Genomic DNA, 25347 nt, shown 5'->3' on the forward strand with positions numbered 1-25347 from the left:
ACCTTAAACTCCTCTGTTCATTAAATCATTGCCAAATGCCCTTAAAGCTTCCTTTTTGTTTTCTGGAATAGAAAGTTCGTGCAGCACTGCGAATGCCTTTTTTGTATAATTTTCAATTTCTTTACGGGTAGCATCTGCCGAGCCACTCGATTGGAAAATTTGCTTTACAGTTTCAATTTTTTCTGCGGGATCAGTCGGATTGATGCCAAACAAATGTTGCAACTGTAACTTATCTTCTTCATTGGAAAACTCAACAGCTTTTATGTATAAATAAGTTTTTTTGTTTTCTATAATATCACCCCCAACTTGCTTCCCAAAGTTCTCCGGATCCCCAAACGCATCCAAATAATCATCCTGAAGTTGGAATGCTATACCCAATAAACGTCCAAATTCATAAATATACTCTTGATCCTCTTTTGATGCGGAAGCCACTATGGCGCCCATTTTCATGGCCGCACCCACCAATACCGCCGTTTTGAATTCTATCATTTTGAGATATTCCTCTACCAAAACATCATCTCTATCTTCAAAATCCATATCATATTGTTGTCCTTCACAAACCTCCAAAGCAGTTTTACTGAACAATTTTGCCAAATCCTGAAAGGTTGTGGCATCATAACGCTCAAAAAGCTGATAGGCTAAGATGAGCATGGCATCTCCTGATAAAATTCCTGTATTGACATCCCATTTTTCATGAACTGTTGGTTGGCCGCGACGCAACGGAGCAGCATCCATAATATCATCATGGATCAAAGAAAAATTATGGAAAATCTCGATACTTAAAGCGGCATCAAGCGCATGTCTATAATCATCATCAAAAGCTTCGGCAGTCATCAATGTTAAAATTGGCCGCAGGCGCTTACCGCCCAACTCTAAGATATAAAGTATAGGATCATATAAAGAAGCTGGTTCTTTTGATCGGATATTTTCTTCTAAATAGGCAACAAAAGCAGTGTGGTAGAAAGAAATTTTTTGCATAGGACAAAAATAAGGGAAATACCATGAGTAAAGCAAAACTAAAATCCGTTTTTACAACTTTACTAAACTTTGGAAACTATTTTTGTTTTTAAAGTTTCCTGTTGTACTTTTGCATCCGATTATGCGAGAAAAAATTATAAATAAAGCTACAGAATTGTTTTTGACACTCGGTTTTAAAAGTGTCACTATGGACGATATTGCCAATGAATTGGGCATATCTAAGAAAACCATATATGTTCATTTTGAAAATAAGACCAAATTAGTGGAATCCTCCACATTGGAAATGTTTGAAATTATTGCCCATGGTATTGATTGCATTTGTGAATTAAAAAAAGATCCAATTGAAGAAGTTTACGACATAAAACAGTTGGTAATGGAGCATTTAAAAAATGAAAAATCATCACCTTACCATCAATTACAAAAATATTATCCTAAAATATTCAATTCCTTAAGGTCAAAACAATACCGTTTGATGGAAGATTGTGTTGCGAATAATTTAAAACGTGGCATTTCTCTAGGACTTTATCGGAGCAACCTGGAAATTGAATTTATTTCAAAAATGTATTTCACCTCTATTATGGCATTAAAAGACAAGCAACTGTTTCCCTTGAAAAATTATTCCATGGCCTCCTTAATGAATCTTTACCTAGAATATCACGTTAGGGGCATTTGCACACCAAAAGGTCTAGAAGCACTCTCCAAAACCATCAACAATCAAATATAGTCCCATGACAAACAAGTTTTATATACTCTTAATTCTGGTCCCTTTCCTAGCATTCTCACAGGAGGCATCAAAAACCTTCAGCTTACAGGAAGCTATTGATTTTGCACTTGTCAATAACAGAAGGGCCATCAACTCACATCGCGACATTGAAGCTGCAAAGGCACAAAAATGGGAAACAACGGCCAGTGGTTTGCCTCAATTAAATGCCTCAGTTGATTATCAAAACTTTTTAAAACAGCAGGTTCAAGTCATTCCGGCAGAGTTTTTTGGTGGTAATCCAGGAGAATTCGCCGAGGTCATTTTTGGGACCAAACAAAACATCAACGCCACCGCAACTTTAAGTCAACAAATTTTTGATGGCTCTTACCTTGTAGGCTTACAATCTGCAAAAGTCTTTTTGGAGATTTCACAGAACGCCAATACCAAAACGGAATTGGAAGTGAGGAAGGCGGTTATCAATGCCTACGGAAATGTATTGTTGGCTGAAGAAACCGTTCAAATTTTAGAACGCAATTTAAAAGTGCTTCAAAAGAACCTCAACGAAACCACAAAAATATTTGAAAACGGATTGGCTGAAGAAGAAAGTGTAGAACAGCTACAAATTACCCTTACCGGTATTGAAAGTAATTTAAAAAACGCAAGCCGAATGAAAACTTTGGCTTACCAAATGCTTAACATGACCCTTGGTTTGGAAATAAATTGGCCGACAGTTTTAACTGATGATTTGGAACGTTTAACCCAAGAACACATTTCTCTAGCCCTATTAGATGCCGAAGTTAATGTTGAAAACACTATTGATTATCAAATTGCAGAGAACGATAAAGTTTCCAAGGAGCTTTTGGTTAAATTAGAAAAAAGCAAGGCTTTGCCAACCCTCACCAGTTTCATCAATGGCGGCTATTCAGCATTTACTGATGATTTCACCTTTATGGACAAGGATCAGAAGTGGTTTGGATCCTCGTTATTTGGTGTCAGTCTTAACATTCCTATTTTCAGTTCCGGGATGCGAAGTGCCGCAACACAACGCGCACAGATAAACTTGGAAAAAGCAAAAACCGACCTTATTGAAAAAGAACAAAACATTCAATTTGAGATTGCGGCAGCAAAAAGTGATTACCTCTTTGCCATAGAAGACTATGAAAATAAAAAACAGAATTTAAAACTTGCAGAGCGTATTGAAGCGAAAAATGAAACCAAATTTTTTGAAGGTATTTCGTCAAGTTTTGATTTGCGCCAAGCACAAACGCAGTTATACTCCGCACAACAACAATATTTACAGGCCATGTTAGATGTGATCAATGCCAAAGCTGAGTTGGAGACTGCGTTGAATGTGATAACGTATTAACCGCAAAGAACACAAGGAGAATCGCAAAGGTCGCGATGATAATTCATCTTGCGATCCTTGCGAATTAACCTTTGCGAACCTAGCGTTTAAAAAAATGCAAATAAACAATACTAAATATGAAGTTCAAATTTGATAACAAATCATGACAGAAAATGAGATTTCAAAATCATCTTTAATTGCGCCCTAAAAGTACACAAAGCATTAGGCCCTTGGACTTCTCGAGAGTTCTTATGAAGCATGTCTTTTTTATGAGCTGAAAAAAACAGGAATCTTAGTTGAAAAACAGAAAGCTTTACCTTTAATATATGAAGAAGTAAAACTAGATATCGGATATAGAGTCTATTTGATTATTGAAAATAAAGTCATTATTGAAATCAAATCTGTTGAAGCTTTAAATGATGTCCATATTGCCCAAATACTAACCTATCTAAAATTATCAGATTGCAAATTAGGTATGCTTATCAACTTTAATGTTACTCTAATCAAAAACGGAATAAAACGCATCGCAAATAACTTATAACAATAAATACCTCAGTACAATAAAACCATTCAAACATGAAATACATACTCACCATCTTAACATTAAGTGTACTCCTTACCTCTTGTGGGAAAGACAAAAAAATCACGGTTGAAAAAGCATTGGAAAGCAACAACCTAGAAATCATTAGAAAAAAAAGAGCAGAACTTGTTGATGAACAACAACTAATTCATGACAAGATTGTGCGGTTGGATGAAAAAATTTCGGTATTGGACACTACTAAAAATGTACCGCTCATTACCACCATTAAAGCTACTCAAGAAGAATTCAATCACGTATTGGAACTTCAGGGAAATGTAACCACTAAAGATTTAATGATCATAACCCCTGAGTACAGCGGCATTTTGACTCATGTTTATGTTAAGGAAGGCCAACGGGTGAGCAAAGGCCAATCACTTGGTAAAATTGATGATGGTGGTTTGAGCCAACAATTGGCGCAACAGCAAATTCAAACGGATTTAGCACAAACCACTTTCGAACGTCAAAAAAGATTATGGGATCAAAAAATTGGAAGTGAAATCCAGTATCTTCAAGCCAAATCCACTTATGAAGGTCAAGTGGAAGCGGTTAACCAAATAAAACAACAAATAGCAAAAACAATTGTAAAAGCACCCTTTTCAGGAACCATTGATGCGGTAATATCCGAACAAGGTAGTGTTGTTGCGGCAGGACAAACCCAATTAATGCGCATTGTCAACTTAGACAATATGTATATTGAAACTGAAGTTCCTGAGCGTCACCTTAAAAATATTACGGTAGGGAAAGATGTAGAAGTCAATTTCCCAATACTTGGTAAAACACTACTTGCCAAAGTTCGTCAAACCAGTAATGTGATCAACCCGTCCAACAGAACATTCAAAGCCGAAATTGGTATTCCAAATAAAGAAGGTACGTTTAAACCCAATCTAACGGCACGTCTAAAAATCAACGATTATACCAATGAAAATGCCATTTTGATTGCGCAGAGCATTATTTCTGAAAATGCCGAAGGTGAGCAATATGTTTATGTGGTTAAAGATAAAGACGATAAGAATCAAGGTACAGCTACCCGAGTGATCATCAAAACTGGGCGGACCCAAGGCGATCTGATTGAGGTTTTGGAAGGGATAGAACCTGATGCAGAACTGATTAATGAAGGCGCAAGAAGTGTAAAAGACGGCCAAACCGTAGAAGTACTAATACTAGACAACGAACAGAATGACTAAAAAGAAAAAGCAAGTGGAAAAGGAATTTGGCTTGTCTTCATGGGCAATTACCAATAAAACCACGATGTATGTGTTGATTGCCGTGATTTTCTATTTAGGAATTTCGGCCTTTTTCAGCATGCCTAGAGAGAGTTTTCCGGAAGTCAACATCACTAAAGTTTTTGTGAGTTCCATTTTCCCTGGAAATACCGCTGAAGATATTGAAAAACTGATTACAGATCCGCTCGAAGACCGGCTAAAAACCTTAAGTAATGTGGTGGAGATTACTTCGACCTCTCAAGAGGATTTTTCTATGGTCGTGGTAGAGTTTGATGAAAACATTACTGTAGAACAAGCCAAACAAAAGGTAAAGGATGAAATAGATAGTGAAACCGCTAGTGAAGATTGGCCTACATTTAATGACGCCAAAGTGGTTCCCGATGTCTTTGAAATGAGCCTTTCTGAAGAAATGCCAATTCTTAACATTAATATTTCTGGAGATTATACAGTTGAAAAACTAAAGGAGTTTGCTGAATACCTTCAGGATGAAATTGAAGATATTCAAGAAATTAAAAAAGCAGACATTCGTGGTGCTCAAGAAAAAGAGATTGAAGTTGCCGTGGACATCTATAAAATGATGGCGTCTCAGGTCACTTTCAATGATATTATTGGCGCCATTAAAAATGGGAATGTGACCATGTCTGCAGGAAATTTAATTGCCAGCGGACAACGACGTACCATTCGTATTTTGGGCGAAATTGATTCTCCTAAAGAATTAGAAAACTTTGTCGTAAAGTCAGAAGACGGGAACGCTATCTATCTTAAAGATATTGCCAAGGTGTCTTTTCAGGAAGAGGACAATACGACGTTTGCACGCGAATTTGGAAATCCGGTCGTCATGCTGGACGTTAAAAAACGTGCCGGAAAGAACATGGTTGATGCTGTAGAGCAAGTTAAGGTTATTATTGATAATGCTAAGGCTGACGTCTTTCCACAAGATCTCAAGGTGTCTATCGCCAATGACCAATCTACCGTAACTATTGGCCAGGTAGATGACTTAGTTAACAACATTATTTTTGGCGTCATTCTGGTCGTTACGGTACTGATGTTTTTCTTAGGATTTAAGAATGCTATTTTTGTCGGATTTGCGATTCCCATGTCCATGTTCATGTCCTTAATGATCTTGAATCTTTTAGGCCATAGCTTGAATACGATGGTCCTCTTTGGACTGATTATGGGCCTTGGAATGTTAGTGGATAACGGCATTGTTGTGGTTGAAAATGTCTATCGATTGATGGATGAAGAAGGCATGACCCGTGTGGAAGCTGCCAAAAAAGGTATTGGTGAGATTGCTTTTCCAATCATTATTTCAACCGCTACAACAGTGGCGGCATTCATTCCCTTAGGATTATGGCCTGGAATTATGGGTGAATTCATGATGATTTTACCAATTACCCTATCGGTAGTTCTGGGATCTTCATTATTCGTCGCCATATTTTTCAACTCTGTATTGGTTTCTCAATTTATGAGTATTGAAGATAAGAACATGCCGTTAAAACGCATTATCGTCATCACAAGTGTGATGGCTATTATCGGGTTGATCGTATTTTTTGTAGCTGGCGAATACCGTGCTCTCGGATCACTCATGATCTTTACCGCCATTATGCTTTGGGTATATCGTTTCTTCTTAAGAAAATGGGCGAATAACTTTCAAAACAGTACGCTCGTTAAATTAGAAAACTGGTATGAACGGCAGCTTCGTAGAGCACTCACCGGAAAGATGCCATATGTTTTAAGCCTCGGAACTTTTGCGCTGTTGATTTTGGCGTTTGTTGGGTTTGGCGCATCCTTGTCATCGCAACGCACAAAAGTGGAGTTCTTTCCAGACAACAAACCCAATCAAATCATTGTATATATTGAGTATCCACAGGGGACTGCCATTGAAAAAACCAATGCCATCACCAAACTGATAGAGAATCGTGTCTATGACGTCATAAATGACAAGCAGTATCGGGAAGGCGATTACAACTTTTTGGTAGAGAGTGCCGTATCTCAAGTTGGTGAAGGTGCCGGAGATCCTCAAGCAGATATGGGGTCCGCTGCTGAAATGCCTCATAAAGCCAAGATTACGGCCTCCATGCGAGAATATAAATACCGCAAAGGTGCAGACAGTGAATTGTTACGTCAAAAAGTTCAGGAAGCTTTGGTAGGCATCTATCCTGGCGTACTTATATCCGTAGAAAAAGACGCGAATGGTCCTCCGGTAGGAGCTCCAATCAATATAGAAATCCAGGGTGAAGATTACAACGAGCTGATTGCAACTGCAGAGAATATGCGCGAATTTATAAACGCCAAAAATGTTGCGGGAATTGACGAGCTTAAAATTGATGTTAATAAGGACAAGCCAACCATGCGGGTCATCATTGATCGAGAAAAAGCTGGCGAACTTGGTGTAAGCGCTTCACAGATTGGACAGCAACTACGTAACTCCATTTTTGGAGCCAAAGCAGGCATTTATAAAGAAGGAGGTGATAATTATGATATTTACGTCCGTTTTAATCAAGATAATCGGTATAACATAAACGCACTTTTCAACCAAAATATCACATTTCGGGATAATAAAGGCCAGATAAAGGACATTCCATTATCTACCCTCATTAAATATGAAAACACTTCAGGGTTTAGTGCGATAAAGCATAAGGGCACTAATCGTGTGGTTACCGTCTATTCAGCGTTATCTCCTGGATTTACGGATGCCGGCGCCATCGTAGCACAAATTCAAAACGAAATGAAAAGTTTTGAAGGGATGCCCGAGAACATTAAAATTGATTATACAGGACAGATTGAAGAACAACAAAAACAAATGACATTTTTGGTTGGAGCGTTTTTAACGGGGCTGGGCCTAATTTTCTTTATCCTTATTTTCCAGTTCAACTCCATATCAAAACCTGCCATTATTATGTTGGCTATATTCTTGAGTTTTATTGGCGTCTTTGGGGGCATCGTCATTACAGGAAGTGCTTTTGTGATTATGATGACCATGGTTGGGATTATTTCCTTAGCCGGAATTGTGGTGAATAACGGGGTCGTACTTTTGGATTATGCCGAATTGCTCATTGAGCGTAAAAAATACGAACTCAACATCGAAAAAACAGATTATTTAGAAATTGAGGACCTTTTTGAAAGTATTGTTAAGGCCGGGAAAGCGCGTTTGCGACCTGTATTATTAACCGCGATTACCACCATTCTTGGATTGGTGCCTTTGGCCATCGGTCTCAACATTAATTTCTTCTCATTATTTAAAGAATTTGACGCCGATATTTATATGGGTGGTGATAACGTCGTGTTCTGGGGACCTTTAGCTTGGACGGTTATTTACGGATTGTTGATTGCAACTTTCCTTACGCTGATAGTTGTGCCCATATTATTCTTTTTGGTGACCACGTTTAAAATGTGGTTGCGTGCTAAGATTAAATCAGTCAATAAAGACCTAGATCAAGAATTGGCAGAATAGACACAGTCAAATAAAACACCATTAAAAGACCAACTGATATCCCATTCAGTTGGTCTTTTTTTTATCGCATCTTGAGATAGATTAAACCATTGTTGGCTGGAATAAAACGATCCACTATAACTCGAAAGTCTATAATTCTATATTGGCAGCCTGAAAATCTGCTCCTTAAAATCGCTGGTAAAGAATATGAAAAAACACCTGATTTCATAGAAACTAAAGTAGCGGCAATAAAATTATACGATTATAACCTGTACTAGATAATAAAAACACCCTAAATGTTTATGATGACCATTTAGGGTGTTAGGTATTTAGAAGTTAAATCCGTTTCTCCTACTTCTTGTGTTTTTCAGGAAATGGAATTGGCTTTACAGAGCTGTCATGTGCGTGATAATACTCTTCCAGTAGATTCATTGTAGCCGTCAACAAGTCCTTTGTTTCTAACAGAATGCTAAAATATAAGGTGGTATTTTTCGGACTTGATTCTTCTGTTCGTGTTCGCTCGACCTGTTTTTGGATCTTGCCCGTTACAAGAGATACAATTTCCTTTTTCCTGCCTAAAATGATTCCTATTTCCTCAAATGAATGAGATTCAAATGCGTTTCGTGAGTTGTTGAACAAGCGCTCAAAACGTTCATCCACTTCTTTAAGTTCCTTTATTTGGCTGAACTTTAATTTTTTATGGTTGTTGTGGATGTGTTTATGACTCATTTTAGAAATGTATTCCAAAGACTGGGTCATGTCCTGCAAATACCCTAAAATATTGATGTAAAAATTACTGGCGCCAACACTTGAATCGTCTAAGTTTTTAATAAAATAGAAGATGTTGTCACGCAGTTCTTCAACCTCATCAGAGAGTTTTCGAACTTGTTTCTTATTTTTCTTCAACAGTGAAAGATCCTGTAAAGCAAGTCCGTTAATAGCGTTGGTGTAAATCCTATTCCCACGTTTGATAACATTGGCAATGTTCTTTGCACTTTCATGAATCACGCCTTGTACAGAACTGCTTTCGGTTTTGTTCAAACGATCTTCAGCTTTCGTTTCCTTCACCTTTTCTCTATGTGCAATGGAACTTTTGATCAGCAAGCCAAATGCAACCAACAATAAAATCGGGAACATGACCTTGATATTCAAATTCAGTAAGTAGGCCACTAAAGCCGCTGAAAGGAAGGCACTGATAGCGGTAAAAAACCATCCACCAATCACATTGATCACACCTGCCACTCTATACACAGCACTTTCAGCTCCCCACGCACGGTCGGCCAGGGATGATCCCATAGCAACCATAAATGTAACGTAGGTTGTGGATAAAGGCAATTTCCAAGACGTTGCAATGGCAATCAAAACAGCAGCAACCATAAGGTTTACAGCAGCTCTTACCAAGTCAAAAGAAGGTAATTCGTGTACTTTATCCCTTGCCAATTGAATGACAGGAGGCTCAAACTGCTTATCTATTTTAGCTTCCCAAGATTTGGGCAAGATATATGAGGATGCTTGTGACAATCCCATCGCTATCCTAACGAAGATTCTTGATAAAAAATTGGGTTGAAAACGTTCTTTAGTATCCCCTTGACTTGAAAGGTCAATAGAAGTTTTTACCACATTTTTCGCCTTAGAGGAAAACCAAAGGGTCAATACCATAATGACACCTGCCAAGAACAATAATAAAGTAGGAGTTGAAGCGGATTCGCCCAAACTCTTCATGGAAAATTCTGAGGCCGACAGACCAAGCGTATTGACCGCCGGATCCATGAAATCAGTATAGGCCTGAAATGCCCCAATTGTAGGCCCGATAAAGTTGACCAAGTCATTCCCCGCAAAAGCTAATGCCAATGCAAAAGTACCTACCAAAATGACCAACTTATAGATATTAGTCTTAAAAAACTCAATCAGGGCGTAGGACAATATGACCCAAAAAGTAAAACTGATGGTCACGATATATAATGCTTGATGCTCTAAAAACGCTTTTATGGTTTCACCTCCAATAAGATCATAACTTTGGCTGGCAAAATTGGTGCCCCCAATACCTTTTATGAAAATGAAATAAGTTATTGAAGTCAAAGCAAAACCTCCAAATAGCGCCCCCACCCAATTCGCTTTCCTTTCAAAATCGTAAGAAAGCAAGAGTCTGGCCACCCATTGTACAAAGGCACCAATAGAAAATGCCACCACGACAGAAAGCAAAATTCCGAAGATAATTTCCGATACCTTATCTGTATTGATATAATCCAGGACTTCCATATAACCTCCACCACTATGACTTATTTTAATCAAGGTCATCGCAACAGACGCACCTAGTAGCTCAAATACAATTGATACCGTTGTGGAAGTGGGCAGCCCAATGGAGTTAAAGAAATCTAACAGTAAAATATCAGTGAGCATGACCGCCATAAAAATGATCATAATTTCGCTGAACATAAATTGCTCAGGATGGAAAATCCCATTACGAGCTATTTCCATCATCCCACTTGAAAATATCGCACCAATTCCAATTCCAAGACTCGCCACGATCATTAACGTTCGAAAAGAAACTGCTTTTGAACCCATCGCCGAATTTAAAAAATTCACGGCATCATTGCTGACACCAACCACCAAATCAGCAACTGCTAAAATGGCTAAGGCAATGATCATGTATAAGTAAATATTGTCCATAATATCGTATAAAATAGTTTACAAATATCCTGACAGTTTTTGAAGGACATGTTACCTAAATGTTATTTTTTAAAAATGAATGGCAAATTGTAATCGCCACAGTAATTGGTCATTTGAAAAATTCATGGTTAAATAGCTCACATCAGATTGCACTTTTAATTTATGACCTATAATGTATTTTGAAACCCCTAAAGTGTACTGATTTTGAGCATTATCAGATGTAATATCTTTATCAAAGTCTATGTTTGTATATCTTCCTGAAACTTCCCAATTGCTTTCAAATAGATAACCTGCCTGAAAATTCAGTCCGTTTCCTATCTGGACGGCATCCCCAGTAAGCGTTCCGTCAGAATTCTTCGCCAGCGGATCGGCAGCTGTTCTATCGGCATATTCCGCCATCAGTGAAAATCCTTGATATTTAAACATGGCATCAATAAAAACGGTTGAAATATTCGTTTCAAAAAAACCGGTATCTGTCACCATATATGATCCTTGGTTACTTCCAGTTTTGACTGCATTGTTATTGAAATCATACGTAAAGCCCACAGCTAATTTAGGCGTGTCCTCTCGGTAGATATCACTACCTATATAATCTCCGTTTTTTGTGAAATTGCCGAAAGGAAGAAGTTCCAATCGTGATGTGTATTGAAAACCACCAAGGTTACCAGAGGTAATGTTGCGTCCTTCGCCCTGAGACCATGCAAATGCCTCCTTAACGACAAACTTTTCAGAAAGTTTAAAATGATGTCTTAATTGAAATCCAAGATCCCGATCAATATTATAATTACCGTTCAAAAGTGACCTATCCACCATCTGAAGATTGCCTGAAGATATGATATGGTCCCTATTCCCTGGAAGTTTCGTCTGTCCGAACCATAATTCGAAGTTTTGATAAAAATTCCATTTCATAACGGCGTCTAAAATATAGCGAGGTGCATTAGAGGTATATTCCGAACCTCCAGAAATATCCCTATTGGAAAGACCGATTGCTATTTTATAAGTTAATTTGGGGGAGTAGGCAAAACCATCAAGTTTGAGGCGTGCCCTTCTGATTAAAAAACTCGTTTGTTCATTAGCAAAACTGGCGTCTTCCTCTTCCCATTGTGAGAATCCCTGAAACTGCATTTGCATCCCTACCTTCATGGACCACGTACTGTCTTTTCCTTTAAGATTAAGAATACCCTCTCCAAACTTAGGAGCATACATATCCTGAGCATGCACAATTGAAGCTGTAACAAAAAACAATACCAAAAGTGCTGGTCGAAATGCCATTAATCAGAGTTCTTTTTCAACGACAAAGAACTGACTTTAATGTTAACTTAACGTTTCCTAATCGTTAAGATTTTTAAAAAACACCTAAGGTGAACATATCCTTTCTCAAGAAATTAAACCGAAAAAGTTGTGTTTACATCAGGCTTGTAGAATTATAAGCTTCTTTCTACTGTCCATTAAAGGTATTCATTGTAATGTTTACACCTGCCGTTCCAAAAGATTTTATGAGCTCAAAGGCCTTGTCCAGGCGTTCTGGTAATTTCGCTTCTTCTTCTGGGGTCCATTCTCCCAAAACATAATCTACTTGTCGACCTTTACTAAAGGCATCACTAATACCAAACCTAAAACGGTTGTAATTGATAGTTTGCAATTTGTCTTGCGTGTCCTTTAATCCATTATGGCCACCATCACTACCTTTGGTCTTTAGGCGAATGGTGCCGAAAGGTAAATTCAAATCATCAGTAATTACCAATAGGTTTTCAAGGGGAATATTCTCTTTGTTCAGCCAATACACGATGGCCTTCCCGCTTAAATTCATGTAGGTGCTAGGTTTTAATAAAATAAACTGTCGCCCTTTAAATCTATATATGGCCACGTCTCCTAATTTTTGGGTCTCAAAACTCAAACCTTCTTTTTTGACTAAATGGTCCAAGATTCTGAAACCAATATTATGACGTGTGTTGGCATAATCACTACCAATATTACCTAAACCTACAATGAGATATTTTTTCATGGTATTTTCTTCAACAGGTGTTGCGTTTTTTGAAGAACTAAAAAATTTGCGTAAATAACTTAGCATTTAAGTTCTATATTAAATTTTACTACAGTGAAAATAACCTTTTATGAGAAAAGTTTCGGAATTTATCCGGTAAACAATCTTCAATGGGAAAAACAAAAGATATTAACGGGAGCTTAGTTCCCACCAAAATGGCGGGATTATCCCGAAAATTATCGGACAACAATTCTATTCCTACGCGCCTTCGGTTTTTAACAAAAACAGATAGTAGCATAAAACTTAGAGATCCCGATAAAGGCGGGATTGGTTCATCCAACATATTCCAATCCGCCTTCGGCTTTTAACACTACAGATTGTAGCATAGAATTTAAAGATCCCGCCAAAATGCGGGATTAGTTCAATCAGCAAAACTCAATGCGCTTCGCTTTTAAGTTTTGGGTTTCACTAAAAAAAGCATCCTGAATGAACAGAATGCTTTTAAATATGTTGTGAAACAAGATTTATTCTTGACCTTCTGCAGGTGTTTCAGCGCCTTCAGCAGTTGCTTCAGCTCCTTCTGCACCTTCCGCTCCTTCTTCAAGTTCATCCTCATCTTCACCTTCAAATTCGGCAATACTTGCTCTAGAACGTCTTACTTGACATACGACGGTATTGTCCGGATGTAAGAATTTATAATCAGGATTTTCCAATTCAGTAATGTATAATTTACTTCCAATTTTTAAAGGTGTAATATCAGCCTCTATAAAATCAGGTAAATTTGCTGGGATAGCTTTAACTTTAAGCTTACGTTGGTTTCTTTGTAAAACACCACCATTTAATACCCCTTTTGAAGTTCCTATGATATGTACAGGAATTTCCATCATAATTTCTTTGTCATCAAATAATTGATAGAAATCGATGTGTAAAATTCTCCCAGATACTGGGTGAAATTGAATGTCTTGCATAATGGCATTATAAGACGTTCCATTTTCTACGGCAATCACAACTGTATGCGCATTTGGCGTATAAACCAGTTTAGAGAAAGCCAATTCAGGTGCTGAGAAATGCACTGGTTTGTCTCCTCCGTATAGTACGCAAGGAACCTGACCAGCATTACGTAAGGCTTTTGTTGCTTTTTTGCCCACGCTTTCTCTTTGAGATCCGTTGATTGTAATTGATTTCATTTAAAATTTATTTATTAATTATTACTATTATTTAATCTTAATTATTGTGCTTATTGTACAACTCTACATTAAAAACTTAGAACTAATGGACTTGTTATAATGTACGTTATGCATAACATCAGCAAACAAATCGGCACAACTGAGGACTCTGATTTTGTCGCTTTTTTGTTTTAAAGGAATGGAATCGGTCACGATCAATTCTTCCAATTTTGAATTCTCCAAACGCTCATAAGCATTTCCTGATAGGATAGGATGTGTACAAATAGCCCTCACACTCAAGGCGCCACGCTCCATCATCAAATCTGCCGCTTTAGTCAAGGTTCCAGCGGTATCAACCATGTCATCTACCAACACCACATTTTTACCCGTCACCTCACCAATCAATTCCATATGTGAAATGACATTGGCCTTTTCACGTTGCTTGTAACAGATGACCACATCACTTTCCATTGTTTTGGAATAGGCATAAGCTCTTTTGGAACCCCCCATATCAGGTGAAGCAATAGTCAAGTTGTCAAGATTCAGACTTCTCAAATAAGGTAGAAATACTGTAGATGCAAATAAATGATCAACTGGTTTTTCAAAGAATCCTTGAATTTGATCCGCATGCAAATCCATAGTAATAATTCGGGTTGCACCTGCTGCTTCTAGCATTTTTGCTACAAGCTTGGCAGCAATCGGTACTCTTGGTTTATCCTTTCTATCCTGTCTTGCCCAACCAAAGTATGGTAAAACTGCAGTAATATGTCTTGCTGATGCTCGTTTTGCGGCGTCAATCATCAATAACATTTCCATTAAGTTCTTAGGACCAGGATGCGTAGATCCGATGATAAAAATTCGAGTCCCTCTTATCGATTCTTCATAAGATGGCTGAAATTCGCCATCACTATAGGTGGACGTAATAACGTTGCCTAAAGACGCACCAAATTTGGCGGCTATTTTTTCAGCGAGTTCTGTGCTCTGTGAACATGCAAAAATCTTGGCTTCTGGAACATAATCAGGCATTGTAAGAGAGTGTTTTATAACCAATTAATCCTCGTTTTCTTTAACAGGCTGCAAATTTAAGAATTTAATTGGACAGAAAAAGTATAAAAGAAAGATATTTTAGTTGTTTGTAGAAAAAAATTTTATAATTTTGCAGTCCCGATTTAGTACATCCTTGCTCAAGTGGTGGAATTGGTAGACACGTTGGATTCAAAATCCAATGTCGCGAGACGTGCGGGTTCGATTCCCGCCTTGAGTACAGAAAGAAAAAGCCGAGATATAAATCTCGGCTTTTTTATTTCAGATATAACAATTAGGATTTAAGCATGTCTTATAAAACAATCTTTCTTAAGATTTGAGTTTTTCCTTAAACTCATTAATGATACCACCTTTAAGCAGCATATTTATCTGGCGGTCGCTTAAAGTATGTTTAGTCTCAAATTCAAGGTTTTTACCTGAATCATTACTGACCTTGACTTTAATGGGCTTCCGGTCTATAATATCGTTCCTTAAATTTTTAAAGCTCACGGTATCTCCCTGCTCGATCTTGTTATAATCTGTGATAGACTTAAACTCAAGAGGCAATATCCCGAAATTTGCAAGGTTTTGCCAAGCAATACGAGCATAGGACAAGGCTATTACGGCAACTTGACCCAGATATTTAGGTGCAAGTGCAGCGTGTTCCCTACTAGATCCCTGGGCGTAATTCTCCTTGGCGATTACAATGTGCCCGCCATATCGGGTTTTTGACTCCATGGCCCTATCATAAAAAGTGTGGTCAATCACCGAAAAGGTGTATTTACTGATTTCTGGAAGATTACTTCTAAAGGGCAATACCTCTGCTCCTGCTTTCAAAATCTCATCGGTAGATATATCATCCCCCATTTTTAAAAGAACCGGCACTTCATAATCGTCCATCAGTGGATTAATATGAGGCAATGCTTTAATATTGGGACCTTTCTTCAATTCAATTTGAGAACCATCCTCGGGAGGAGCGACCAATAGTTCGGTATTGATGATTTCCATTTCTGGATTTTCATATTGGGGATAGCTCATGCCATATAATTTCTCAAGGTCTCTAGGATCAGTAATCTTTCCTGTTAGGGCAGAAGCCGCGGCCGTTTCAGGACTGCAAAGGTAAACCTGGTCATCTTCCGTCCCCGACCTGCTTGGGAAATTTCTCGGCATCGTCCTTAAGCTGATGGTGTCCGAGGCCGGAGCCTGGCCCATCCCGATACACCCCATACAACCCGACTGATGGAACCTTGCCCCTGCTTTAATCAAGTTCGCAAAGGCGTGGTTATCGATCATATTTTGGATAAGTTGTCTGGATGTTGGGTTGATATCAAATGATACTTCGCTATTGACCGATTTGTCTTTTACAATTGCGCCAGCAATCCAAAAATCACGTAGCCCTGGGTTAGCGGAAGATCCGATGACTACTTGGCCAATAGGTCTTCCTGCAACTTCACTCACAGCAACTACATTTCCAGGACTAGTTGGTTGGGCAATAAGTGGAACCAACTCGTCCAACTTAATTTCTTCATGTAAATCATATTCACAACCTTCATCGGCCACAAGTTCTATCCAATCTTCTTCCCTGCCTTGAGATTTTAAAAAGCGTTTGATCTCACCATCGCTGGGGAATACGGTAGTAGTAGCCCCTAATTCGGCACCCATATTGGCAATGACGTGACGGTCCATAGCGCTTAGGTTTTTTAACCCGTCCCCGTAATATTCCAAGATTTTCCCGACCCCGCCCTTAACACCATGCCTGCGGAGCATCTCCAGAATAACATCCTTAGCACTTACCCAATCCGGAAGTTTTCCTGTCAATTTAACGCCCATCACCTTCGGCATCCTAACAAAAAAGAGTTCGCCCGCAATGGCAGCGGCCACATCCAGTCCCCCTGTACCAATGGCCAACATCCCCATAGAACCTGCGGCACAACTATGGCTGTCCGCTCCAACCATCGTTTTTCCTGGTTTACCGAAACGTTCCATATGCACCGGGTGACTAACCCCATTTCCTGCCCGGCTGTACCATAAACCAAAACGCTGTGAAGCCGACAAAAGGAACGCATGGTCATCCGCATTTTTAAAATCGGTCTGCAGCAGGTTATGATCTACATATTGAACAGCAATCTCCGTTTTAGCTTTCTTTAGGCCCATCGCCTCCAATTCCAATTGAACTAAGGTGCCCGTTGCATCCTGTAATAGAGCTTGATCTATTTTTATGCCTATTTCCGATCCTGGGGTCATGTCTCCAATGATCAAATGCGAGTCTATAAGTTTTTGGGTAACATTATGTTGTTTCATGATATTATGTGATTTTTAATAGGCAGTAGATAACATGCCATAATTATTTTTTATATCGTGATGAATCCGGCGTTTTAGGAAACAGAATTGCAGGTCATGGACTATGGATAAATCCAATCCACAATGTGACTAAGATACAAATTTAAGGATTGCAAGGCGAGTTAAATATCTAATTGTCCAATAATTAGAGAAATATGGTTCTGTAAATAGAGGCTTCAACAAACCTGATGGGGCCTTTTTTCTTCTAAATAGTGATGATAGTGTTTTTTGTAAATAAAAAAATTATAGCAACCAATCTAAGGTCTTTTTCATAATTTCTGTCACCTCCACTCTTTTACAAATTCCTCCAATTATTCATACTTCTTAAACCAAGCCAAAATATGCGCCACCTTACTGATCAAATTACTTGGTCTTTGAACGATATTATGATAGGCTTCAGGAATTTCAACTAAAACGGTTTCTATTTTTCTAAGTTTTAAAGCATGATAAAGTTGCTTTGCCTCACTTGGCGGCGTTCTTAAATCGTTCATTCCTACCATGACCATCGTTGGCGTTTCTATATTGCCCACCAATGAAATTGGCGAAAATTTCCAATAGGCTTCAAAATTTTCCCAAGGTTGCCCATCATAACGTGAATTAGCATAGCCATAATAATTATCCGCTACCAAGGTTTTACTGATCCAATTGACCACAGGTTTCACTACTGCTGCAGCTTTAAAGCGATTATTCTTTCCAATCATCCAGGTGGTCATGATACCGCCAGCACTGCCTCCGGTAACGTATAATTTATCATTATCAACAATGCCCTTTTCAACTAAATAATCCACCCCATCCAAGACATCGTTATAATCTTGACCTGGATAATTATTCTTTAATAAATTCCCGAATTCTTCGCCATAACTTGTACTCCCACGCGGATTGGGATAAAAGACCACATACCCCTCAGCAGCAAACAACTGGATTTCAGCGGTAAATCGGTCACCATAATTCAAAATGGGTCCGCCATGATTCTCAACGATCAATGGATACTTTTTAGAGGCGTCATAAAATGGCGGTTTAACAATCCAACCTTGAATGTTCCTGCCGTCAAAAGTGGAGGTGTACCACACTTCTTCGGTTTTGCCCAATTCACGAAACGCAAGCACATCGGCATTTAAATTGGTGATTAACCTAGCCGGTTTTTTATTTTGGATGACCGCTAATTCCGCTGGATATTCTGGTCGCGATTGCGTATAGACCAGGGTGCCATTTTGGGACACGGCATACGACCCTGACGCATACGGTCTTCCAATGGTCGTTCCACCAACATTATCAGCCAATTTTGTAATTTTTCCCGAGGTGGTAATATGTCCTATTTTGGTATTCCCTTTTTCGTCATACATAAAATACAAGCCTTTCCCGCTCGAGTCCCACGTAATATCAGAAACGCTGGAATCTAAATTTGAAGAAATAACACGTTTGTTACTGCCATCGCTGTTCATCAAATGCAACAACGTGTTTTGATGGTCCTCCGCGCGATCTTCATACCCTAAATACGCCACCGTTTTTCCGTCGGGCGATACTTGAGGAGAATGGTCGGGTCCATCTTGAGAGGTTAACGCTGTAATTTCTTTGGTAGCAACATTCACCTTATAAACTTCGCTATTTCTAAATCGGTATTCCCAATCTTCAAATCGGTTTGAGGAAAAATAAATCTCTTTCCCATCCGGAGAAAAGGACAGATTGCCCCGATGGCTATAATTATCACTGGTCAATTGTCTGGCTGTACCTCCTTCGGCAGGAATTACAAAGACATGCGTAAATCCTGGTTCCATATACCCACTGCCATCGGCTTCATGCTTGAGTCGGTCAGTAATTCGCGCTGGTTCCGCCCATTTAGCACCTTTAGGTTTTTCCGGTAATTTCGCCACAACTGGCGGTTTTTCTGAAATGAACATGGTAAATGCAATCCATTTTCCATCAGGCGACCAGGTTAACGCACTTGGCGATTTTTCCAATTGGGAAATTCTGGCAATTTGACCAGTTTCTGTCCAATACATATATATTTCTGACCCTTCATCCGTCGTACTTGAAAACACAATACGATCCCCATTTGGCGACCAACTGGCTTGTGATTCGCTGACTTCGCGTGACGTCAATTTGCGATGAGACGTCCCGTCAGCGTTGACAATCCAGAGGTTGCCTTTGGTATTGTCCTTCATCATATCAAATCCATTTCTTTTATAGACCACTTGCGAGCCGTCAGGAGAAATCTGTGGATCAGTAACCCACTCCAACGCGAAAACATCCATAGGCTGAAAGGGTAGTTTTTGCGTTTGCGAAACGATAAATTGAATACTAAAAAAACCTAGTAAAAGACTGAGAAATCGGACCATAAAAAAGAATTAAATTTTAAATGCTCAAGTTACTGATTATTTAAAATTACAGCACTAAGAAAATTTGGAGGAGATATATCAGCAGAAAGACTATGAATTATGCGACACTTCCTGCAAGAACAAGTTTTTGGCGACATTTTCCGAAACCACCAATTCAATAGCATTGAATTTGATTTTCACCGAATTATCAAAAGGCTCTTTATGGATTATTTGTATTGTGGTACCGAGACTGATATGATTCGCATCCAAATACTTTAGAAAATCACTCGAGCTGTCATGCACGCCTACACAAACATATGTCAAACCTTCCTGGGCATCCGAAAGACTCGTTTTGTCTATCTGTTCAATATTCCCATGTTGATCCGGAATGGGATCGCCGTGCGGATCTACTTTCGGGAAACCCAAAAACTCATCGAGTTTATCCGTTAATTTTTCTGATTTGATATGTTCCAGTTGTTCGGCAACGTCATGCACTTCATCCCAAGAAAAATTAAGCTTTTCCAACAAAAAGACTTCCCAAAGCCTATGTTTTCTCACCACCTTAACGGCATGGGCACGACCAGCCTTAGAAAGCGTAACGCCTTGATACGGAATATAGGAAACCATATTTTTCTCGGCCAACTTCTTGATCATATCTGTAACAGAAGATGCCTTGGTTTGCATTTCTTCAGCTAACGCATTTGTCGATACATCATTGGAAGACTGATTTTCTAGATGGTAAATAGCTTTAAGGTAATTTTCTTCTGCGAGTGTCATACAAAATAAGATTATCCACAAATATAAATTTTTTTTAGACAAAAAGATTATTTAGTTTTGTCTAAACTTTTAATTCGTGTTATAGTTATCTAACTTTGGCTAGCAGCATAAGCCACTATCATTCGGATTGAACCATCCAAAATTTGATTTTAATAGAGTATTTATTCAGCAACAGGTTGGATTTTATAATTATCACTAAAACTTTGCTCTGTTGTTCACTTAAATAAAATCCTATGAGGCTTGCGTGATCCATTTTAATACCGATGAATTTACCAACTTCCCACTTAACTTGTCATAAGAAATAGCTAATAATCAGCCATACATCCTCATTTTTTTAGTACTTTCGTAACATATATTTAGACTCATGAAAAAAATAGTTTGCGTTTTATTAACTTTAATTTGTTTTTCGGCCTGTAAAGATGCGACGCCAGACAACGGCAACCTCAACATCGTAACTACCACCACCTTAATCACCGATTTATTGAACAACATTGGCGGTGATAAACTGAATGTTGAAGGGTTGATGGGAAGTGGGGTTGATCCACACTTATATAAAGCAAGTGCCGGAGATGTTACGAAATTGGCAAATGCCGATTTGATCTTTTATGGCGGATTGCATTTGGAAGGCAAACTCGTTGATGTTTTTGAAAAAATGGAAAGTCAGAATATTAAAACCATTGCCGTTTCGGATGCTTTGGATAAAAGCACGTTAATTGGATCAGAATATTTCGCCTCAAATTATGACCCGCATATCTGGTTTGATGTTCACAATTGGGAACTCATTACCACCTTTGTGGTCCAACAACTTTCTGAAGCCGATCCTGAAAACAAAACACTTTATGAGGAAAACGGCAAAACCTACCTTGAGAAATTAAAAGTCTTGGATGTAGAGATCAAAGCCATTATAGACACGCTTCCAAAAGAAAAAAGAATTTTGGTTACCGCTCATGACGCCTTTAATTATTTTGGACAAGCCTACGGATTTGAAGTGGTCGGTTTGCAAGGTCTATCCACGGCTACTGAAGCTGGGGTGCAGGATGTTCAAAATTTGTCTAACTTTATTATCGATAAAAAAATAAAAGCCATTTTTGTGGAGAGCTCGGTACCAAGGCGCACCATTGAAGCCCTTCAAGCTGCCGTGAACTCAAAAAACCATCACGTCGAAATTGGAGGTACCTTATATTCTGACGCTTTAGGAAACGCTGGCACCGTTGAAGGGACTTATATTGGGATGTTTAAATATAATGTAAATACGATTGTGAATGCGTTGCGATAATTCCTGCGAAGGCAGGAAACCGTTTGGTTCAACATAGTTAATCTGGGGAAAATCAGAACTCATATAATGGAATCTCTACATTAGAAGAAATCCAGAATATCCAACTTCAAATTTTGACTTCCAACAGCATGACGAGCAATATTGCTTTAAAACAACACAGAGTTCAAATGAAATGAAATCAATGGACAACATAAAAAATACGCATTCCCAGGACGATTCTCCTGCCTCCCTGTCTGCCGACGAGGCAGGCGCAAGAGTTTTGGCGGTAAAGGTGGACGATTTAACCGTGGCTTATAACTACAAGCCGGTGCTTTGGGATATCGATCTTGAAATCCCTGAAGGCGTCCTTATGGCCATTGTGGGTCCTAATGGGGCTGGAAAATCCACCTTGATCAAAGCCATTTTAGGAATTCTAAAACCTATTGCCGGAAGTGTTAGTATTTATGGCAAACCTTACCATAAGCAGCGTTCCCATGTGGCTTATGTGCCACAAAAAGGAAGTGTGGACTGGGATTTCCCTACCGTTGCATTGGATGTGGTGATGATGGGAACTTATGGCAGCTTGGGTTGGATCAAACGTCCGGGAGTCAAAGAAAAAAAAGCAGCCCTGGAAGCTTTAGAAAAGGTAGGCATGCTCCCTTTTAAAGACCGACAGATCAGTCAGCTTTCTGGGGGTCAACAGCAACGGATATTTTTGGCAAGAGCCTTGGTACAGGATGCGTCCATCTATTTTATGGATGAGCCTTTTCAAGGTGTGGATGCGACTACGGAAATTGCCATTATCAATATTTTAAAGGAATTACGAAAAGCAGGAAAAACGGTAGTTGTTGTGCATCATGACTTACAGACCGTTCCTGAATATTTTGATTGGGTCACTTTTTTAAACGTTAAAAAAATCGCTACAGGTCCTGTAAAAGATATTTTTAATGATGATAATTTGACCAAGACCTATGGTATTAATTATAAGGTGAGTGTGCAGAAATAGCACAATTCCTGCGGAGGCAGGAATCTTAGGAATAGCAGCCAACTCACAAACTATATTAGAGCTTTTGCGCAATGATTAAACAATCACGATGATTAAAAAATAAAAATAAAGTCAACCACTGACAAAAATCGTTGAATAACCTGAAAGGTTTGAAGAAAATAAATCTATGATTATTGAAACAATCACAATGATTTGAAATTATAAAAATAAAAAAGATTCCTGCCTGCGCAGGAATAGGGTATGAATTTACAGGACTATTTTTCTTTAGTTTTTAGCGATTACACGCTTCGCACCATCACCTTGGGCACCGCCATTTTGGGCGCTGTTACGGGAATGCTTGGGAGTTTTGCGGTGTTGCGCAAACAAAGTTTGCTGGGTGATGCCATTTCTCATGCTGCCCTTCCAGGAATCGCCTTGGCATTTTTAATTACCGGCGCCAAAGACACCAACACCTTACTTCTTGGTGCTTTGGTCAGCGGCCTCGTGGGCACGTTTTGGATCCGAGGCATCGTGACTAAGACGCACTTAAAATCGGATACTGCTTTGGGTCTTATCCTCTCCCTATTTTTTGGGTTTGGGATGCTGTTGCTCACTTTCATCCAAAAGCAGCCCAACGCCAATCAAGCGGGATTGGACAAATATTTATTCGGACAGGCAGCAACCTTGGTGGAAAGTGATGTTTGGTTAATGGCGATTGTCACCGGGATTTGTTTGATCGTCATGCTGTTATTTTGGAAGGAATTCAAACTTTTACTTTTTGATCCGGACTATACTAAAACCTTAGGTTTCAACACCAAATTTATAGATATTTTGATCACCACATTTATTGTATTGGCCATTGTTTTGGGACTACAGACTGTTGGCGTCGTTTTGATGAGTGCCATGTTATTGGCTCCCGCTGCAGCGGCAAGACAATGGACCAACAGTTTGGGTACAATGGTCTTTTTAGCCGCAATCTTCGGTGCGTTTTCAGGAGTTTTTGGAACAGCCATCAGCGCCAGTCAAGACAACCTTTCTACCGGACCGGTCATTGTTATTGTAGCCTCTATATTTGTGATTTTTTCATTCGTTTTTTCACCAGGCAGAGGTTTGTTATTTCGTCAAATCCGATTTATTAAAAACAGAAGGGATTTGGAATTTCAAAAAACCCTCGCCTTTATGTATCATATTGCAGAGACCCACGAGGATATTTCGCATCCGCATACCATTAAAATATTAAACAACTTTCAAGGTTTTACACGGAAGACACTACAAAAATTAGTCGATAAAAACTATGTGACCTTAGATGGAGCCATGTGGAGCTTGACGGAAGAAGGCTTTGAAACCGCCGCCAATTTATACAACCAAAATTTCAAGAAACATGAGTAACGCCCAGTTGGAAATACAGCTTATTGCCAGTCTGGTTGCCATTGCCTGTGCCATTCCGGGTACCTTTTTGGTGCTTCGTAAAATGGCGATGATCAGTGATGCCATTAGCCACTCCATCCTTCCAGGTCTTGTCGTTGGTTTTTTTATCACACAGGACCTCAACTCCCCACTCCTCATTTTATTGGCCGCACTTACGGGGGTCATTACGGTTATTTTAGTTGAGCGCATTCAAAAAACAGGTTTGGTCAAAGAAGATACCGCCATCGGATTGGTATTTCCCGCCATGTTCAGTATTGGGGTCATCATGATTGCGAAAAACGCTAATGATATACATTTGGATGTCGACGCTGTATTGCTGGGCGAATTAGCTTTTGCACCTTTTGATCGACTCACGATTGGAGGCACAGATATAGGTCCGAAATCATTATGGGTAATCGGAATTATTTTACTGACAACTGTCGCTCTTTTAATCGCTTTTTTCAAAGAATTAAAGTTAAGTACTTTTGATCCCGGATTATCCGCCTCCTTAGGCTTTTCGCCGGTACTCATTCATTACGGTCTAATGACCATGTCATCCATTACAACAGTTGGTGCTTTTGATGCCGTAGGTGCAATTTTGGTTGTGGCACTCATGATTGCCCCGGCTGCCTGTGCTTATCTACTCACCACAAATTTGAAGAAAATGCTCGGACTCGCCATATTTTTCGGGGTTTTTGGAGCCATTTCCGGGTATTGGATAGCTCATTGGCTGGATGCTTCCATTGCTGGTTCTATTGCAACCATGCTTGGGGTTGTGTTTTTTCTGGTGTATTTATTTGCCCCAAGTAAGGGCTTGATTGCCGTGATGTATAGAGAGAAAAGACAACAAATTGAAGTCTCCTTATTGACTTTTTTACTCCATCTTAAAAATCACAGTGAAGAGGAAGAACGCCATGTCAACCACCTCAATGAGCATATCAATTGGCAAAAAGTGCGAAGTAAGACCGTGCTGGATTTAGCGCTTAAAAACAATATGATTCTCATTAAGAATAAAGTCGTATCGCTCACCGAAAAAGGTGATGAATTCACGTCCCAAGCCATTGACTATATCATTACCAATGAAGACACTCAGATTGAAGACATGAAAAAGCATTTCTTTTTATTTAGAGGATAAAGTCTTACAAAATTTCCAATTCATTTTT

The 25347-nt window shown here is 39.0% G+C and carries 19 protein-coding genes and 1 tRNA gene; 11 read left to right on the forward strand and 9 right to left on the reverse strand.

Translation table 11 applies throughout. The annotated features are described in order from the left end of the window. Nucleotides 1-3 precede the first annotated feature (3 nt). A complete protein-coding gene (locus VLZ86_RS14515) occupies nucleotides 4-978 on the reverse strand; it encodes a polyprenyl synthetase family protein (RefSeq protein ID WP_325452596.1) in 975 nt (324 codons plus the stop codon). Between the two features lie 121 nt (nucleotides 979-1099). Between VLZ86_RS14515 and VLZ86_RS14520 the strand changes: the two genes are divergently transcribed. From VLZ86_RS14520 to VLZ86_RS14540, 5 genes are all read left to right on the forward strand, one after another. After that, nucleotides 1100-1702, forward strand: coding sequence for a TetR/AcrR family transcriptional regulator (locus VLZ86_RS14520; RefSeq protein WP_325452598.1), 603 nt, complete (start codon nucleotides 1100-1102; stop codon nucleotides 1700-1702). Nucleotides 1703-1706: 4 nt separating this feature from the next. Further along, a complete protein-coding gene (locus VLZ86_RS14525; protein ID WP_325452600.1) occupies nucleotides 1707-3047 on the forward strand; it encodes a TolC family protein in 1341 nt (446 codons plus the stop codon). Between the two features lie 268 nt (nucleotides 3048-3315). After that, complete coding sequence (locus VLZ86_RS14530) at nucleotides 3316-3567, forward strand: GxxExxY protein (protein WP_325452655.1); 252 nt, start codon at nucleotides 3316-3318, stop codon at nucleotides 3565-3567. Nucleotides 3568-3602: 35 nt separating this feature from the next. Next, the gene (locus VLZ86_RS14535) at nucleotides 3603-4790 is read left to right on the forward strand and encodes an efflux RND transporter periplasmic adaptor subunit (protein ID WP_325452602.1); all 1188 of its coding nucleotides are present in this window, start codon (nucleotides 3603-3605) and stop codon (nucleotides 4788-4790) included. Further along, nucleotides 4783-8283 (forward strand): efflux RND transporter permease subunit, encoded by a 3501-nt coding sequence (locus VLZ86_RS14540; RefSeq protein WP_325452606.1) that lies wholly within the window; start codon nucleotides 4783-4785, stop codon nucleotides 8281-8283. Before VLZ86_RS14535 ends, VLZ86_RS14540 begins: the two co-directional genes overlap by 8 nt. 330 nt (nucleotides 8284-8613) lie before the next feature. Here the strand turns inward: VLZ86_RS14540 and VLZ86_RS14545 are convergent, their stop codons facing one another. The 3 genes from VLZ86_RS14545 to pth form a co-directional block, all read right to left on the reverse strand. Next, entirely contained in the window at nucleotides 8614-10932 is a 2319-nt protein-coding gene (locus VLZ86_RS14545) for an inorganic phosphate transporter (RefSeq protein WP_325452608.1), read from the reverse strand. A gap of 69 nt (nucleotides 10933-11001) precedes the next feature. Continuing rightward, entirely contained in the window at nucleotides 11002-12204 is a 1203-nt protein-coding gene (locus VLZ86_RS14550; protein ID WP_325452610.1) for a porin, read from the reverse strand. A 166-nt stretch (nucleotides 12205-12370) separates the two neighbouring features. Further along, complete coding sequence (pth, locus tag VLZ86_RS14555; protein ID WP_414652562.1) at nucleotides 12371-12937, reverse strand: aminoacyl-tRNA hydrolase; 567 nt, start codon at nucleotides 12935-12937, stop codon at nucleotides 12371-12373. A gap of 149 nt (nucleotides 12938-13086) precedes the next feature. Between pth and VLZ86_RS14560 the strand changes: the two genes are divergently transcribed. Continuing rightward, on the forward strand, nucleotides 13087-13284 hold the full coding sequence (locus VLZ86_RS14560; protein ID WP_325452614.1) for a hypothetical protein: 198 nt from the start codon (nucleotides 13087-13089) through the stop codon (nucleotides 13282-13284). Nucleotides 13285-13440: 156 nt separating this feature from the next. Here the strand turns inward: VLZ86_RS14560 and VLZ86_RS14565 are convergent, their stop codons facing one another. Continuing rightward, nucleotides 13441-14103, reverse strand: coding sequence for a 50S ribosomal protein L25/general stress protein Ctc (locus VLZ86_RS14565; protein WP_325452616.1), 663 nt, complete (start codon nucleotides 14101-14103; stop codon nucleotides 13441-13443). A 63-nt stretch (nucleotides 14104-14166) separates the two neighbouring features. Then, nucleotides 14167-15108 carry a ribose-phosphate pyrophosphokinase gene (locus VLZ86_RS14570; protein ID WP_325452618.1) on the reverse strand — a complete coding sequence of 314 codons (942 nt, stop codon included), beginning with the start codon at nucleotides 15106-15108 and terminating at the stop codon, nucleotides 14167-14169. Between the two features lie 156 nt (nucleotides 15109-15264). Between VLZ86_RS14570 and VLZ86_RS14575 the strand changes: the two genes are divergently transcribed. Continuing rightward, nucleotides 15265-15346 (forward strand) — tRNA-Leu (locus VLZ86_RS14575). A gap of 89 nt (nucleotides 15347-15435) precedes the next feature. Here VLZ86_RS14575 and VLZ86_RS14580 read toward each other — a convergent pair. The 3 genes from VLZ86_RS14580 to VLZ86_RS14590 all read right to left on the reverse strand — a co-directional run bounded on the left by VLZ86_RS14580 (nucleotide 15436) and on the right by VLZ86_RS14590 (nucleotide 20537). Beyond that, nucleotides 15436-17406 (reverse strand): aconitate hydratase, encoded by a 1971-nt coding sequence (locus VLZ86_RS14580; RefSeq protein WP_325452620.1) that lies wholly within the window; start codon nucleotides 17404-17406, stop codon nucleotides 15436-15438. A gap of 350 nt (nucleotides 17407-17756) precedes the next feature. Next, on the reverse strand, nucleotides 17757-19781 hold the full coding sequence (locus tag VLZ86_RS14585) for a S9 family peptidase (protein WP_325452622.1): 2025 nt from the start codon (nucleotides 19779-19781) through the stop codon (nucleotides 17757-17759). A 90-nt stretch (nucleotides 19782-19871) separates the two neighbouring features. Beyond that, nucleotides 19872-20537: a metal-dependent transcriptional regulator gene (locus tag VLZ86_RS14590; RefSeq protein ID WP_325452624.1), complete on the reverse strand. Its 666-nt coding sequence runs from the start codon at nucleotides 20535-20537 to the stop codon at nucleotides 19872-19874. A gap of 364 nt (nucleotides 20538-20901) precedes the next feature. Here VLZ86_RS14590 and VLZ86_RS14595 point away from each other — a divergent pair, with 364 nt between their 5' ends. From VLZ86_RS14595 to VLZ86_RS14610, 4 genes are all read left to right on the forward strand, one after another. Next, nucleotides 20902-21813 (forward strand): metal ABC transporter solute-binding protein, Zn/Mn family, encoded by a 912-nt coding sequence (locus VLZ86_RS14595; RefSeq protein ID WP_325452626.1) that lies wholly within the window; start codon nucleotides 20902-20904, stop codon nucleotides 21811-21813. Nucleotides 21814-21994: 181 nt separating this feature from the next. Then, a complete protein-coding gene (locus VLZ86_RS14600) occupies nucleotides 21995-22798 on the forward strand; it encodes a metal ABC transporter ATP-binding protein (RefSeq protein WP_325452628.1) in 804 nt (267 codons plus the stop codon). 240 nt (nucleotides 22799-23038) lie between these two features. Then, nucleotides 23039-24166, forward strand: a complete 1128-nt coding sequence (locus VLZ86_RS14605) for an iron chelate uptake ABC transporter family permease subunit (protein WP_325452630.1) — start codon at nucleotides 23039-23041, stop codon at nucleotides 24164-24166. Beyond that, nucleotides 24159-25319 carry a metal ABC transporter permease gene (locus VLZ86_RS14610; RefSeq protein WP_325452632.1) on the forward strand — a complete coding sequence of 387 codons (1161 nt, stop codon included), beginning with the start codon at nucleotides 24159-24161 and terminating at the stop codon, nucleotides 25317-25319. The genes VLZ86_RS14605 and VLZ86_RS14610 overlap by 8 nt, the downstream gene beginning before the upstream one ends. The last annotated feature ends 28 nt before the right edge of the window (nucleotides 25320-25347 follow it).

It is taken from the genome of Gelidibacter sp. (assembly GCF_035515035.1).
In the GTDB taxonomy this organism is placed as follows: Bacteria; Bacteroidota; Bacteroidia; order Flavobacteriales; family Flavobacteriaceae; genus Gelidibacter.